Source organism: Ekhidna sp. (assembly GCF_040223195.1).
Taxonomy (GTDB): Bacteria; Bacteroidota; Bacteroidia; order Cytophagales; family Cyclobacteriaceae; genus Ekhidna.
Window position 1 is genome coordinate 76962 of record NZ_JAVKDX010000004.1, and the last position, 15796, is coordinate 92757.

Genomic DNA, 15796 nt, shown 5'->3' on the forward strand with positions numbered 1-15796 from the left:
TTGCACTCCTTTTTCAAAACACTCAGCGAAGAGTACAGAAATGAGCACAGAATTATTGAATATCGTAGCGGAAGAATATAAAGGCGTAAGATCTCAGCATCCTTCATTTGGCCCTGGTGACACCATCAACGTTCACTACAAGATTAAAGAGGGTAATAAGGAGCGTGTGCAGCAGTTCCAGGGAACTGTAATGTCTATCAACAACAAAAACACAAACGGTGAAACCTTCACGGTAAGAAAGGTTTCCGGAGATATCGCTGTAGAACGAATCTTCCCTATCCTCACTCCTAATCTCGAGAAAATCGAAGTGCTTAGACGGGGAAAAGTAAGAAGAGCCAAACTTTATTACTTGAGAGGAAGAAAAGGAAAGGCTGCTCGAATCAAGGAAAAGCTTACAAAAAAATAAAATTGAAAATCCCGACCAAGTGTTGGGATTTTTTTTGCCCTCCTACCTGTTAACTTAGCTTCAATGAAGCTGTCTTTCTCCAAATATCAAGGAACCGGAAATGATTTCATCCTGATAGATGACAGATCCGAAGATTTCCCCCAGGAAATCGCACTGATCCAAAAGCTCTGCGATCGGAGATTTGGCATTGGAGCGGATGGGCTCATCCTCATTCAGAATCATCCTGCGCTCGACTATCGCATGGTCTATTTCAATTCGGACGGCTCACAGAGCTTATGCGGCAATGGTTCCCGTTGTGGTTTTGCATTTGCTCAGGCATTAGGTATTGCTAAGAATGAGGCCTCTTTTGAAACAACCGATGGCATTCATAAAATCAGGCAGGAAAATGGAGCGATCCATTTTCAGCTTTTTGATGTAGACAAAGTTGATCAGTTAAATGAGCAAGAATGGTTCATCCACACAGGTTCGCCTCATCATATTGTCATTATTTCCAAAGACTCCAAAATCGATATAGTGGCCGAGGGAAGAAAAATTCGCAACTCCCCTACCTATTCAGGACAAAATGGCACAAATGTCAACTTTGCACAGCTTTTGCAGGACAGGGTGAAAATAAGGACGTATGAAAGAGGCGTGGAAGATGAAACACTGAGCTGCGGCACTGGCGCAACAGCCGTGGGTTTGATGGCGGGCAAGTTGGGATACCAAAGCCCCGTTAAAATCCAGACACTGGGTGGAGAACTGAGCGTTTCATTTAAGTGGGACGGCAATCATTTTTCCGATATCTGGCTCGCAGGCCCGGCAGAAAAAGTCTTCGAAGGAAGTATCACAATCTAATCGCTCTTACACTAAACCATTATAACTTTAAGGCCTTATAAAAGGCGAAATTTTTACGAAACTTGATGGCATAGACTTATTGATGGATATGCCTTTAAATAAAATTTTCAATGCTAAACTCGATTACGAAGGGATTTGCCAAAATTTTTGGCACAAAGACAGAGAAAGATCTAAAGGAACTCACCCCCTATGTTGGACTGATCAATGCTGAGTTTGAAAAACTAAGAAATATCACCGATGATGAACTGAGAGGTAAAACCACTGAACTCAAGTCCATCATCAAAGATCGGTTGAAGGAAATCGACGATCAGATCGAAGCACTTCATAAGCAAGTAGATGGGGACAGGTCACTGGATGTTCACCAGAAAGAAGAAATATTTAGTCAGATTGATAAGCTGGAAAGTGACCGGGATGAGGAACTGGAAAAAGTATTGATCGATATCCTTCCTGTGGGATTTGCAGTAGTGAAGGAAACGGCACGAAGATTGGCTGAAAACGAAAAACTGGTCGTGCAGGCCACCCTATACGACAAGGAGCTAGCAGCGAAAAAGGAAAACGTAGAAATAAATGGTGAAATAGCTACCTGGAAAAACCGGTGGAAAGCCGCAGGAAATGAAGTGCTATGGAACATGGTGCATTACGATGTGCAGCTGATTGGAGGGGTGGTACTTCATCAGGGAAAAATTGCCGAGATGCAGACTGGTGAGGGTAAAACATTGGTTGCCACACTCCCAGCTTATCTGAATGCCCTTGCCGAAAGAGGTGTGCACATTGTAACAGTAAACGACTACCTGGCAAAGCGGGATGCAGAATGGAATGCGCCGCTCTTCGAATTCCATGGATTAACCATCGACTGCATAGATAATCATCATCCTAACTCGCCACAGCGAAGAAATGCCTACATGGCAGATATCACCTATGGCACCAACAATGAGTTTGGATTTGATTACCTCAGGGACAACATGTCAAGAAGCCCGGAAGAGCTGGTGCAGAAAAAGCACCACTACGCCATGGTGGATGAGGTCGATTCCGTATTGATTGATGATGCCCGTACGCCGTTGATCATCTCAGGTCCTATTCCAAGAGGAGACGAGCACGAATTTTATGACCTGAAACCTCGTATCCAGCGATTGGTAGATGCCCAGAGAAAATTGGTTAGTGATTACCTGAATGAAGCAAAAAGATTGATCAAGGAAGGAAACGAAGCAGAAGCAGGCCTTCCGCTTTTCAGAGCCTTTAGAGGTCTCCCGAAAAATAAGCCACTCATCAAGTTTATGAGTGAGACCGGGATCAAGCAGATCCTTCAAAAAACGGAAAATATTTATCTGGCGGACAACCAGAAACGAATGCCGGAGGCGGATGAGCCGCTTTATTTCACCATAGATGAAAAAATCAACAGCATTGACCTGACGGAAAAAGGTATTGACCTAATCACAGGAGAGGGCGAAGACGCAACATTCTTTATTCTTCCTGACATTGGGGACGAAATCGCCAAACTGGAAAAAGATGAAGCACTTTCCGAAAATGACAAGCTTCAGAAAAAAGAGGGCATCATTCGGGATTACAATATAAAAGGTCAGCGAATTCACTCTGTGAATCAGCTACTGAAGGCGTACTGCATGTATGAAAAAGATACGGAGTATGTGGTGATGGATGGCAAAGTGAAAATTGTGGATGAGCAGACTGGGCGTATCATGGAAGGTCGTAGATACTCAGACGGATTGCACCAGGCAATTGAGGCGAAAGAAAACGTGAAGGTTGAAGATGCCACACAGACCTACGCTACAATCACACTTCAGAATTACTTCCGAATGTACCATAAGCTTGCCGGTATGACCGGAACAGCTGAAACGGAAGCAGGGGAATTCTGGGATATTTACAAGCTAGATGTGGTGGTAATTCCCACAAACAAGCCTATTTCCAGAAAAGATGAAAACGATAAGGTCTACAAAACCATTCGTGAAAAATTCAACGCGGTGGCAGAAGAGGTTGTTGAGCTAACTCAGGCTGGTAGACCCGTTCTTGTGGGTACTACATCCGTGGAAATTTCAGAGCTTCTGAGCCGAATGTTACAGATGCGAAGTATCAAACATCAGGTTTTGAACGCTAAGCAGCATGCGAAAGAAGCGGATGTTGTGGCCGAGGCAGGTAAGCCAGGAGCAGTGACAATCGCTACCAACATGGCCGGTAGAGGTACAGATATTAAACTTACCCCTGAGGTAAAAGAAGCGGGAGGTCTGGCGATCATCGGTACGGAAAGACATGAATCCCGTCGGGTAGACAGACAGCTTAGAGGCCGTTCTGGACGTCAGGGAGATCCCGGGTCTTCTCAATTCTACGTTTCATTGGAAGATAACCTGATGCGACTCTTCATGTCAGATAGGGTGGCGAAAATTATGGACCGTCTGGGGCTACAGGAAGGGGAAGTGATCCAGCACTCCATGATCACCAAATCCATCGAGCGTGCTCAGCGAAAAGTAGAAGAAAACAACTTCGCAATCAGAAAAAATCTCCTGGAGTATGACGATGTAATGAATAGTCAGCGGGAGGTGATTTACAAGCGACGAAGAAATGCACTTTATGGAGAAAGGCTGGAGCTCGACATCCTGAACATGCTGTTGGAAACATGCGAGGACATCATCTTCAACGCCAAGGGCACCAATGACCTTGACAGTCTGAAATTGAACGCTATTTCCATCCTGGGGCTCGATTTCAACATCACGAAAGAGGAACTTGAGAAAGGCGATGAAAATACACTGGTGAATAAACTCTATGGCCAGGCATTGGAAAGCTACCAGCAGAAAAACCAGCTCATCAAAGACAAGGCACTACCAATCCTAAAGCAGCTGAAGCTAACCAGAGGAGCTACTTTGGAAAACGTGCTGGTACCATTCACTGATGGGAAAAAGCAAATAGGCACTTCGGTAAACCTGGCAAAAGCCGTGGAAACAGAGGGGCAGGAAGTAATTCTGGAAATGGAAAAAATGATTGCCCTCGCGACCATTGACCTGCTTTGGAAGGAGCACCTAAGAGACATGGATGACCTTCGCCAGAGTGTAAGAAATGCACAGTACGAGCAAAAAGATCCGCTGTTGATCTACAAGTTTGAAGGATTCGAAATGTTCAAACGGTTCATTGGCAAAGTGAATGAGGAAACCATCTCATTCCTGATGAAAGCGGAAATCCCAGTAGAGCAGGCTGATGACGTGCAAGCTGCCCAGAAGCAACGCACAGCCAGAAACTACAAGGAGCAAAAAGAAGAGAGCAGATCGGCGCTGGCAGGGCCTCAGGGTGGCAATAGGCCACCGGTGCAGCAGCAAACTCAGCCGGTACAGTCTCAAAAAATCGCCAGTAGAAATCAGCGCGTGAATGTGCAGTATGCAGATGGATCTGTGAAAAAGGATGTGAAATACAAAACCGTAGAAGACGACCTTAAAAACAATAAATGCGTACTTATCGACTAGCTATATTGATCCTGCTTGGGGCGTGCAAAGCCAGCACCCCCACCTCCACTACAAGCTCATACTCCGAGGACTTGAGTATCCATCGTCCGGTAATTGTGGCAGAAGAAAAAGTGGATGAAGACTCGAAAGATGAGGTAAAAACGGAGGCCTATACCCCGCTGAGCGGACATATCCGGCAGGAGCTGGACAGCATTGGCCGGGTGGCCTATGAGGAAAATAGAGCTGGCAAATATGTAGAAGGATATGTGATTCAGGTGTATTCCGGCAGTAGCCGCGATGATGCAAACAATGCCCGTTACAAAATGAATGAGTTATTCCCTGAGCTGGATCCGAAAGTTTCCTATCATCAGCCCACATTCCGGGTAAAGGCCGGCCGATTTACCGACCGATTGAAGGCACACCGAATATATGAACAAGTAAAGAAGGATTTTCCCACGGCACTATTGATCCCGGAGCGATTCCTGCAAAAGTATGAGTGACCTGATCGGAAAAATAAAGTCACTGTCTGATGCCCATTTCGAAGATATTCTGGCGATAAGGCGGCACATCCATGCCAATCCGGAACTCTCCTTTGAAGAGTACAATACTGCAAAATTCATCGAGGAAAAACTAAAAGAATTTGGTGTGTCCAATGTTAAGCGCATTGCCGAGACAGGCGTCACCTTTTGCCTGGAGGGGAAAGGAAAGGGAAAAACCATCGCGCTAAGGGCCGACATTGATGCCCTCCCCATCACTGAGGCTAATGATGTGCCTTACAAATCAAAAAATGTAGGGGTGATGCATGCCTGCGGTCATGACGTACACACTTCCAGTCTACTTGGAGTGGCCAAAATTTTGTCTCAGCTCACAGATCATTTCAAGGGAACCATCAAGTTTATATTCCAGCCTGCAGAGGAAAAATCCCCCGGAGGAGCTTCGATTCTAATCAAAGAGGGCATCCTGCAAAATCCCATTCCGGAGAAAATCCTAGGCCAGCATGTGATGCCGCTGATACCTGAAGGAAAGGTTGGATTTCGACCAGGGAAATACATGGCAAGTGCAGATGAAATTTACCTCACCGTGAAAGGCAAAGGTGGTCATGCTGCAATGCCTGAAACCTTCATTGACCCCATTGCCATTGCCAGTCAGATCATTGTTTCCCTTCAGCAGGTGGTCAGCCGGATGGCAAATCCAAAAATTCCATCGGTGCTTTCATTCGGGAAAATAGCAGGGGGAAATGTGAATAACGTAATCCCAGATGAGGTGAAAATTGATGGGACATTCAGGACTTTTGATGAGGAATGGAGAAAGCAAGCCCTTCAAAAAATCAAAGATATTTCTACCTCCATCGCATCTTCCATGGGTGCTACATGCGAAGTGGATATTTCCGCAGGCTACCCTTTCCTTGTAAATGATGAGGAATACACCCTTCGAAACATGGAAGCAGCGAAAGCCTACCTGGGCGAGGAAAATGTGGTGGAGCTTGACCTCTGGATGGCTGCTGAGGATTTTGCCTTTTACACACATGAAGTACCCGGCTGCTTTTACCGATTGGGCACCAGGAATGAATCAAAAGGAATTGTATCAGGCGTCCACACCCCTACTTTCAACATTGATGAAAATGCCCTCAAGACAGGCATGGGATTGATGTCTTACCTCGCCATTCACGAGCTGAACAGCTAGCTAGAGAGCAACTTCTGTCTGGAACCGAAAAATCACGTATTCGGTGGTTTGCCCCGGAAATGTTTGAAAGCTGATATCGCTCTGGAATTTTAAGTCATGCCCGGAGATATATCTTGAGATTCCGAGGGTAAACTCTCTTTGATCTGGAAAAACCGTATGTGTATCATCAGCATGGATTTCTGTAAACCTTCCCGCCACTTCCCAATTGGAAGGAAACAAGTAGCCCATTTGAAAAACAAAACCAGAACCTGTTCCATATCTACCCTCATTGTTTCCTGCTGTCCTCTTTATGAATTCCGACATGGCTGAAATTCCATTGTATTTAAACATCATGTCAGCTATTAAGGACCTTAAATCCGTAGGGAGATATGCATCATCCGTATTAGAAAAAGTCACAAAATTACCAAGATTCCCGCGTGACCGGACAGCATTTGTATTTAAATCCCCAGTGATGCCTATTGATAATTTTGGTATTGACTCCCTTTCCAGATCTGAGCCAAAGTAATCCCCCTTGGCGGTAAAGCCGCCCATTGGGAGGAATTCCAATCTACCCGTTACCTCATAACCTTCAGATGGGTTCCTGTCAGTCACATTTCTCCCCTGCCCCATTGATATTGCCAGTATTTGTCTGAATTTATCATTGGCACTTTTATGCCTAAGCTGGACTCCAACATCCCTATCCAGATTAAACCGGGCATTAACCAAACTTCGATCTACAAACTGTAAATCCTGTGATGAAATCACACGTTCCCTATTGCCCGGCAGCTTGGTCTGTCCCCACCACACATGCCAATTTTCGGCAAAATTCCACTTCACTACCGCATCCAAAACGATATTCGCTGTGTTACTTGATTCATCATTATGCCCGCTACTTTGATCCCGGTTAGAAACGGCTAACTCAAGTTTATAAACGACTCTGGGATCTATGGCCCATCCATCAAACTTCAAACGAGTCCTTCTAACCAGCATAGCATCCTCATATACATCAGAATCAAGATTGTATCTACCATCATAGAGCGTTTGGAACCTAAAACCGAACTTAAAATAGAAGGTGGAGTCCTTAGCTACAAAGGCAAGTCTCTGGCCCCATGAGCTTGAAGTTTCATTCTGAGCGGTGGCTCCTAGGGCCATTAAAAACACTAGAAAAACTACGTGTTTAGAAAAATTCATGATTTCTTAATGGAATTTTCAATTAAGCCGCAATGTTAGAATCTTAATGTTAACAAAATATTTACCCAATGTTAAATTGTTAACACTGGATTAACAAAGAGATGGCTGGCAATCCCTTCCTTCCTAGCCCTCAATGCTTGTCCAAATCAACACCCAGAGTACACAATTTCTTAACATACACAAAACATTGTACGAATACCTTTGCAGCACAATTAACTAAAGATCAATGCAATACGGACTTTTCGAATTCCTTAATCTTTTAGGGGCGCTAGGATTCTTCATATATGGAATGAAGGTGATGAGTGAGGGTATCCAGAAGGTGGCAGGAGCTAAAATGAGAAATATCTTAAGCTCCATGACATCCAATCGGTTCAAGGGTGTTTTCACTGGTTTTACCATCACCAGCTTAGTCCAATCTTCCTCTGCTACCACGGTGCTTGTGGTAAGTTTTGTAAACGCAGGCCTTCTCTCCCTCACCGAATCTATCGGGGTGATTATGGGTGCCAACATAGGCACTACAATTACGGCTTGGCTCATTTCAATTGTTGGGTTTAAAGTGAAAATTGCCAGCTATGCGCTTCCTATTATTGCATTTGGTTTCCCGTTAATGTTTTTCAATAGGGATCGGTTGAAATTTTGGGGAGAAGTACTGGTAGGGTTCGCTTTACTTTTTATGGGTCTGGCACTTCTAAAAGACTCAGTGCCTGATTTAAAATCTAACCCGGAAATTCTGGAATTCCTTAGCAGGTATACTGACCTGGGATACTTCTCTATTCTTCTTTTCGTACTGATTGGTACTGGTATCACCGTAATTGTTCAGTCTTCTAGTGCAGCCATGGCATTGACTTTGGTAATGGCCAATAATGGTTGGATTCCATTCGAACTTGCTGCCGCAATGGTTTTGGGAGAGAATATTGGAACCACAATCACTGCTAACCTTGCGGCCCTCGTGGGAAATGTACATGCAAAACGTGCCGCTCTTTCCCATTTCATTTTTAACATCTTTGGCGTGATCTGGATACTTATCCTAATCAGACCAGCGCTTAGTCTTGTTGATTGGTATTTGGTCTCTTCCGGATCAGCATCCCCATTTGTCACAGCTACCAGCATCCCTATTGCACTTTCCATTTTCCACTCCGGATTTAATATCATCAATACCCTACTTCTAGTGTGGTTCGTCAATTTCATTGCACAAACCGTAACCAAGGTAATCAAGTCGACCGGAGACGATGAATTCCAGTTGGAGTACATCAGTACCGGCATGATGAATACCTCAGAGCTTTCCATTGAAGAGGCCAGAAAGGAAACAGTAAGGATGGGCACCATGACCCAGAAAATGTCTAAGCAATTCCGCAACCTCATTGAAGAGGATAAGCCCAAGAAACAAAAGAAACTCCTAAAGAAAATTCGTGACTATGAGATCATGACTGACCGCATGGAGCATGAAATCACCGAGTACCTAATGAAAGTTTCTTCTGATGGAACACTTAGCAATGCAAGTACAATAAAAGTCACCAGTTTGTTTAGTGCGGTTAACGACTTGGAAAGAATTGGAGATTTGTTCTTCCAAATGTCCAGAGACGTAGAGCGAATTCTTAAGAGTGATAAGAAATTCAAAAGCAAACAAGTAAATAGTTTGCTTGAAATGATGGATCTGGTTGATCAAGCGCTCCAGATTATGGTAGAAAATCTTGATTCCACTTCATCTCACAAATCACTTGAGCCTGCAATGATTGTAGAGGAGCAAATAGATAGCTTGAGAAACTCGTTGAGAAAAGAGCTCACCAAGGATATCAAAAAGGACAAATTCGATCCACAAAGAGATGGATGGTATAAAGATCTTTTCCACCTATGTGAAAAAGTAGGTGACCATGCTATCAACGTATCTGAAGCCATGACGGGCGAGAAAGAGAGGATATTGAAAGACGAACTAGACGCTGAATGATAAACAATCTTCTCCTGTCGACTGACATGGACAAACATAATTATCAATCCATATTGTCCCGAACAGTGGTTATTGTCACTGCAATTCTACTATTCTTGATGTCTATAGAATTGATGGGGCTTTCTATAAGTGAACTCACAGGAGGGATGGCCGATAGCATCACTGCCGTCACAGCCAATCCATTCATCGGACTATTCATCGGACTGCTTTCAACTGCTCTGCTTCAAAGCAGCTCCACCACTACCTCAATTACGGTAGCCGCTGTGGCTTCCGGTGCAATTAGTCTGCACAATGCAATACCAATTGTTTTGGGTGCCAATATTGGCACTACCATTACAAGTACCATCATCTCGATGAGCTACATCTCAAAGCAGAAAGAATTCAGAAAGGCCGTGGCAGCTGGTACTTCTCACGACTTCTTCAATATACTCACGGTGCTTCTGCTGTTCCCATTAGAGGTCAATTACCGATTTCTGGAAAGATTCAGCTTATTTATTTCTACTTCAATTCACATCAGTGGAAAATCTGGCTTGGACGGAACTGGCGGCTATGGATTTACCTCAATTTTTGAAACCTGCACAGAGTGGATCGTTAGCACATTTGGCCCCATCGTCTCGCTATTACTTGGTATTGTATTGCTTTTTTCATGCATTAAGTTTATTTCCAAATGGCTGTACAAAATCCTCATTGGAAAAACAAAAGACCAGTTTGAAAAAGTAGTTTTTAAAAATAAATTCAGGGCATTTACCTGGGGACTTGTGATTACCTCTGTGGCACAATCCAGCTCGCTCACCACTTCTTTGATTGTGCCCCTTGTTGCCACAGGAAAAGTGAAAATTAAGAAGGCATTTCAGTTTATCATGGGAGCCAATATTGGCACCACGATCACTGCGCTGCTGGCTGCAATTTTTCAGTCAGAGGCCGCTATTAGCCTGGCACTCGTACACCTGTTGTTCAACCTGACTGGTGTCATCGTTTTCTTCCTGATCCCTTACGTATCTCAGGTACCAATATACCTGGCCAAGCAAATGGGTCGTATTACCATGAAAGTGAGATTGGTAGGTTTTGCATACATCCTGATTGCATTCTTCCTGCTGCCTTTCACGTTGATTTATTTTTCTCAAGTGGCCGAAAAACCGGCGGATTCTACAGAAGTGACCGTAGAAGATTAGCTTTGTGAATAAACACAAGCAAATATGGCATCTTCTGCAAGAAAGGTCATCGACAACATCATAGAGTTTATTGAGGTAAAAACCGAGCAAATCAAGCTCAAGATTATTTCCAGAGTGGCACGAATGCTCTCCGGGGTGATCGCCATTTCCATGCTTGGGATGTTCTCATTGTTCTTCCTGCTGTTTTTGAGCTTTGCCTTTGCAGAGATGATAAATATTGGTTTGGAAAGTACATATTTAGGGTATCTCATCATTGCCGGAGCATACCTTCTTGTGATTATTTTAGTGGTATTATTGGTAAAAACCCGAAAGCTTCAAAAATGGATTGAGGCCGCAATAGTAAAACTTGAAGAAGCCAGATATGAGCAAGAAAGAAACGATTGAAAACAGGGTCAAAGCACTCTCTGAGAGAGAGGAAAAAATCAAACTTCAGCTCGATAATGACTCGGATGAGATGAAAGATAAAGCCATGCGTATAGGGAAAATAGCCCTAATTGCAGGTGGAGTGGCACTGCTTGGCTATTGGATTTTCAACATGATTTTTCGGGAGGAAGAAGAGGAAGAAGAAGATCGACCAAAGAAGAAGAGGAAAAGGGATTCAGATGGAATCTCCTCCAAAGTCACTGCCTTTATCCTTCCGTATATTGGAAAAATACTGGATGGGCTTCTGGATGGGGAGGAAGAGCCAAAAAAGAAAAAAGAGCTGGAAGAGAGCGAAGAGGATTAGACGTTCATCAGCGATTCCCGCCTTCTCATCTTACCCGCCGGAATTCCAAACATCATCTTAAACCTGCGACAGAAATAGGCTGTATCCTTATACCCTACTTCCTTGCCAATGTCCCGGATGCTCTTTTTGCTGGTGCGCAGCAGGTTCACAGCAGCTTCCATCCGCTGATATTCAATATAGTCTTGAGGATTAATACCGGTTAGCATCTTGAAATACTGGCCTACATAATCTTCGGAAACATTGGCCACATTGGCCAGAACTTTGTTCGAAAGATCGTCAGAAAGGTTCTCTTTGATGAATGTGAAAATATCTATCAAACGAGGGTCTTTGAAGTAAGTGCTATTCGTAGCAAGCTTTTCCACAAACAGGCTATTATTCAAAATATAGCGAATCAGCTCAATGGTCATATTCTCAGTGAGCACCTTCACAATTCGGTCTCTACCTGGCATGCTTGCCTTCACCTCATCGTTGATTTGCTTGATCAATCCAGCCAGTTTATAGTTTTCCTCAATTTTAAATGGAGGTATGTCCAGCGACGAAAAGAAGTTGACAGAATCGAAAGCCTTGGCATCAAAAGCTACATAGCTATAATGCTCGTCGCTGATTGAGTGCTCATTGAAAGATTTTAGAAATTGATCCTTATTCGTAAGAAAATCATCTTTTGAAAGAATAGTGGGAGTGCCAGCTCCGTAGCTCATGGAAATTGGGCGGCCACCGGGAACAAAGATTACATCACCTTCTGATGCCACCTCCTTTTCCTTACCAAACTTTATTTCCCCACCAGTAACTAGAATCAAATAATTTTCAACCTCGTAGTTGTTATCGATCGTCACCGGCTTCAAAATATTAATATTTTTAGCCTTGACGAATCTGATTTCTAGCGATTCAATAATCTTATTGTAGTCCTCCATTTATAAATAAAGCTGGTTAATCTAGCAATAAATAGTAAAATAATAGGACGAATCTAATAATATTCATCCTCAAAACCTAATAAACGAAGGGTGGGTAGTACTTTGCCTATTGAACTATTTCAATAAACTACGCGAAATAACGATTCGCTGAATTTCGGAAGTACCCTCATATATTTGGGTAATCTTCGCATCCCGCATCATTCTCTCCACGTGATATTCTTTTACAAATCCATAACCTCCGTGGATTTGCACAGCTTCTACAGTTTGCTTCATCGCCACTTCGGAAGCAAATAGCTTTGCCATGGCTCCTTCTTTGGAGAAGTCCTCACCGGCATCCTTTTTTTGAGCAGCCTGCAGGCATAGCAACCTGGCGGCTTCAATCTGAGTAGCCATATCCGCAAGCTTAAATTGGATGGCCTGATGCTTTGAGATTTCCACACCGAAAGCTTTTCTTTCCTGGGAATATTTAAGTGCCAGCTCAAAAGCTCCGGAGGCAATGCCAAGGGCTTGAGAGGCAATTCCGATTCGGCCTCCGTTCAATACATTCATCGCGAAAGAGAACCCGAATCCATCTTGTCCAATACGATTTTCCTTAGGCACCTTCACATCCTGAAACATTAAAGAATGTGTATCACTGCCTCTGATACCCAGCTTATCCTCCTTTTTCCCGACCACAAATCCCTCCATGTCTTTCTCCACAATCAAGGCATTAATTCCCTTGTGCTTTTTCTCCGGATCAGTTTGCGCCATCACAATGTAGTATGAAGCTGAATTACCATTGGTGATCCAGTTTTTGGTGCCATTAAGCAGGTAGTAATCACCCTTATCCTCTGCGGTAGTGCGCTGTGAAGTGGCATCCGATCCTGCCTCTGGCTCTGACAGGCAGAAAGCTCCAATTTTTTGTCCGCTTGCGAGCGGTTTCAAATATTTCTCCTTCTGCTCTTCTGTGCCGTACTTCTCCAGACCCCAGCAGACCAATGAATTATTGACTGACATACATACCGAAGTGGAAGCATCCACTTTGGATATTTCCTCCATGGCCAGCACATAAGACACAGTGTCCATCCCACTTCCACCATATTTTGGATCCACCATCATACCCATAAAGCCCAGCTCACCAAGTTGCTTAATCTGCTCAGCCGGAAATTGCTGCTTTTCATCGCGTTCAATTACGCCAGGTAAAAGCTCCTTTTGGGCAAAATCTCTTGCCGCATCTCGCACTGCTAATTGCTCCTCGGTAAAGTTGAAATTCATCTATCGTTAGGATTATGGTTAAAGAATCGGCCGCAAATATATTCATTGTTATGCATGCAGACTATCAACCAATAAAAAAGCCCCAATGTTTGGGGCTCAAATTGAAATTTTTTTCAGGTAAAAATTAGTCTCTGCTTCCTAAAAAAATCATCACATAATAGAGCAATGTGGCTAGTGCACCAAGGGCGGCAACCAAATAGGTAGAAGCTGCTGCATTCAACGCGTCTTTTGCCATGGCATGCTCTCTGTCATCCACAATATTTCTGTCCTTAATCCACGCAAGTGCTCTGTTGCTGGCATCATATTCTACTGGCAATGTCACAAAAGCAAACAATGTGAAAATACTGTAACATCCTATGATGACCATTAGCGCAAGCTGTGGATTGATAATCCCAGGAAGTGCAAAAGCACCAAAAAACATCGCCATGAAAACGATATTGATAACCCTTGCACTCACATTTTGGACAGGCACCATTGCAGACCTGAACTCAAGCCAGCTATATGCTTTGGCGTGCTGCACTGCGTGACCGCATTCGTGAGCTGCTACAGCAGCAGCGGCAGCAGATCGTCCGCTGTACACGTCAGGGCTTAGGTTTACAGTCTTGTTCATTGGGTTGTAATGGTCTGTCAATTTTCCCTGAACGGATGTGACGGTCACATCATAGATGCCATTGTCCCTAAGCATCAATTCGGCAATCTCCCGACCTGATAGCCCAGATCCCAGTGAAACCTGAGAGTATTTTTTGAATTTGTTTTTCAATCGTGAACTAACCGCCCAACTCGCGATCATGAACACAACAATTATTACTAGCAACATATTTCTTGTCCTTTATTTTTACATTCAATTGAATCAAATACGATCAATTTCCGTCCGAAGTTATACCATTTTCGAGCCAAAATTCCTACCTGTCAATTTGTCGGTTTGGCTGCTGGTTTTCTTTGGATGATTAATGAAATAATCAATGCTACGCCTCCAAATATTGCAATGGCAATGATCTGGGATGTATGTAGCAATGTGGCAAGGAAAATCCCTGTGGTCTCCTCTACAGAATAGAGCAGAAGCATCCCGGCTATCATTCCATGATAGGTTCCAAATCCACTTTGAACAGGGAGCGAAAGTGCAATACCGCCTGTTATTAAAAGCATGAAGCCAACCCCCAGACCTAAGTGATTGGTTTCAGGTAGCGAAAAGATAATTATGTAGGACATGAGGTAATAAACAACCCACAATATGATCGTTGACACAAAAAAACCTATTGGTCGTTTGATATCTTTTAAGGATAAAAATCCGGCCACAAACCCTTTAATAAGTTCAGCAAATTTTCCTTTGAGTTTATCCTGATTTCTGACAAAAAGAATCAGGATAATTATCCCTGACAGGCCAACCAGGGCCACAATTACCAGTGCAAACACCGGAATATTCAAATCCTTGTAGGCAGTTTTTAGAAAATTAAGAAGCCGGCCTGACTCCACAACTAAGCTCACCAGGATCAGCAAAAGCAAGGTAATCACATCGATGATTCGCTCTGTGACCACACTACCTAGCGCAGCTGGCACTGCCACCTTATCATTTCTATGGAGTACGCCGCAGCGTGTTATTTCCCCAAGTCTGGGCAATGCAAGGTTTGCCAGGTATCCTATCGAAACAGCCAGGAGGGTTCGTGATGTTTTTAAGTTATACCCCAGAGGTTCCAGAAGAATATTCCAACGGTACGCCCGAGCCACATAAGCGACTATCGAAAGAAGAATTGAAGCAATTACCCAAGTGTAGTCTACTGTCTTTGCCCGCTCCCAGAATTCTACCCATTCCACATTCCTAAAAACCAGATACATCAATCCCCCTGCCAGACCAACACTGATCAAGATTTTAAGAGATGAAATAAGTATTTTGGACATTATCTTAAGAACTAAGCTTGTTCTTTTCGTCCGGAAATATTACCACCGGTTTATGAGCCTTGGCTTCCGCATGATCAATAGAGCAGTAGGAAATGATTATAACGATATCTCCCACCTGGGCTTTCCTTGCAGCAGGGCCATTGAGGCATACCTGGCCAGACCCTCTCACACCTTTGATCACATAGGTCTCCAGCCGCTCACCATTATTGATATTTACGATTTGCACCTTCTCGTTTTCCACCAAATTAGCCGCATCCATCAAATCCTCGTCAATAGTGATGGAACCCACATAATGCAACTCCGCTTCAGTGATTTTAACCCTGTGAATCTTAGATTTAAGAACCTCTATATACAT

15 protein-coding genes are annotated in these 15796 nt (G+C 43.7%); 9 read left to right on the forward strand and 6 right to left on the reverse strand.

Annotation, left to right across the window (positions count from 1 at the left end; all coding sequences use genetic code 11):
* Positions 1-40 precede the first annotated feature (40 nt).
* The 5 genes from rplS to RLN88_RS01200 all read left to right on the forward strand — a co-directional run bounded on the left by rplS (position 41) and on the right by RLN88_RS01200 (position 6366).
* Positions 41-406 (forward strand): 50S ribosomal protein L19, encoded by a 366-nt coding sequence (gene rplS / locus RLN88_RS01180; RefSeq protein WP_350219545.1) that lies wholly within the window; start codon positions 41-43, stop codon positions 404-406.
* A gap of 63 nt (positions 407-469) precedes the next feature.
* Positions 470-1240: a diaminopimelate epimerase gene (gene dapF, locus RLN88_RS01185; protein WP_350219546.1), complete on the forward strand. Its 771-nt coding sequence runs from the start codon at positions 470-472 to the stop codon at positions 1238-1240.
* A gap of 110 nt (positions 1241-1350) precedes the next feature.
* Complete coding sequence (secA, locus tag RLN88_RS01190; protein WP_350219547.1) at positions 1351-4704, forward strand: preprotein translocase subunit SecA; 3354 nt, start codon at positions 1351-1353, stop codon at positions 4702-4704.
* Positions 4686-5183 carry an SPOR domain-containing protein gene (locus RLN88_RS01195; protein ID WP_350219548.1) on the forward strand — a complete coding sequence of 166 codons (498 nt, stop codon included), beginning with the start codon at positions 4686-4688 and terminating at the stop codon, positions 5181-5183. Before secA ends, RLN88_RS01195 begins: the two co-directional genes overlap by 19 nt.
* Entirely contained in the window at positions 5176-6366 is a 1191-nt protein-coding gene (locus RLN88_RS01200; RefSeq protein ID WP_350219549.1) for a M20 metallopeptidase family protein, read from the forward strand. The genes RLN88_RS01195 and RLN88_RS01200 overlap by 8 nt, the downstream gene beginning before the upstream one ends.
* On the opposite strand, the gene RLN88_RS01205 is transcribed toward RLN88_RS01200, so the two are convergent.
* Positions 6367-7497: a porin gene (locus tag RLN88_RS01205; RefSeq protein WP_350219550.1), complete on the reverse strand. Its 1131-nt coding sequence runs from the start codon at positions 7495-7497 to the stop codon at positions 6367-6369.
* A gap of 265 nt (positions 7498-7762) precedes the next feature.
* Here RLN88_RS01205 and RLN88_RS01210 point away from each other — a divergent pair, with 265 nt between their 5' ends.
* Genes RLN88_RS01210 through RLN88_RS01225 form a run of 4 tightly spaced genes read left to right on the forward strand, consistent with a single transcriptional unit; the run spans position 7763 to position 11380 of the window.
* Positions 7763-9481, forward strand: a complete 1719-nt coding sequence (locus RLN88_RS01210) for a Na/Pi cotransporter family protein (RefSeq protein WP_350219551.1) — start codon at positions 7763-7765, stop codon at positions 9479-9481.
* Positions 9478-10653 (forward strand): Na/Pi symporter, encoded by a 1176-nt coding sequence (locus RLN88_RS01215; protein WP_350219552.1) that lies wholly within the window; start codon positions 9478-9480, stop codon positions 10651-10653. The genes RLN88_RS01210 and RLN88_RS01215 overlap by 4 nt, the downstream gene beginning before the upstream one ends.
* A gap of 24 nt (positions 10654-10677) precedes the next feature.
* A complete protein-coding gene (locus RLN88_RS01220; protein WP_350219553.1) occupies positions 10678-11037 on the forward strand; it encodes a phage holin family protein in 360 nt (119 codons plus the stop codon).
* Entirely contained in the window at positions 11015-11380 is a 366-nt protein-coding gene (locus RLN88_RS01225) for a hypothetical protein (protein WP_350219554.1), read from the forward strand. Before RLN88_RS01220 ends, RLN88_RS01225 begins: the two co-directional genes overlap by 23 nt.
* Here the strand turns inward: RLN88_RS01225 and RLN88_RS01230 are convergent.
* From RLN88_RS01230 to panD, 5 genes are all read right to left on the reverse strand, one after another.
* Positions 11377-12291, reverse strand: a complete 915-nt coding sequence (locus tag RLN88_RS01230; RefSeq protein ID WP_350219555.1) for an AraC family transcriptional regulator — start codon at positions 12289-12291, stop codon at positions 11377-11379. The genes RLN88_RS01225 and RLN88_RS01230 overlap by 4 nt on opposite strands.
* 114 nt (positions 12292-12405) lie before the next feature.
* The gene (locus RLN88_RS01235) at positions 12406-13545 is read right to left on the reverse strand and encodes an acyl-CoA dehydrogenase (RefSeq protein WP_350219556.1); all 1140 of its coding nucleotides are present in this window, start codon (positions 13543-13545) and stop codon (positions 12406-12408) included.
* 124 nt (positions 13546-13669) lie between these two features.
* Positions 13670-14362: a zinc metallopeptidase gene (locus tag RLN88_RS01240; RefSeq protein ID WP_350219557.1), complete on the reverse strand. Its 693-nt coding sequence runs from the start codon at positions 14360-14362 to the stop codon at positions 13670-13672.
* A 92-nt stretch (positions 14363-14454) separates the two neighbouring features.
* On the reverse strand, positions 14455-15441 hold the full coding sequence (locus RLN88_RS01245) for a lysylphosphatidylglycerol synthase transmembrane domain-containing protein (protein WP_350219558.1): 987 nt from the start codon (positions 15439-15441) through the stop codon (positions 14455-14457).
* Between the two features lie 4 nt (positions 15442-15445).
* On the reverse strand, positions 15446-15796 hold the full coding sequence (gene panD, locus RLN88_RS01250) for an aspartate 1-decarboxylase (RefSeq protein WP_350219559.1): 351 nt from the start codon (positions 15794-15796) through the stop codon (positions 15446-15448).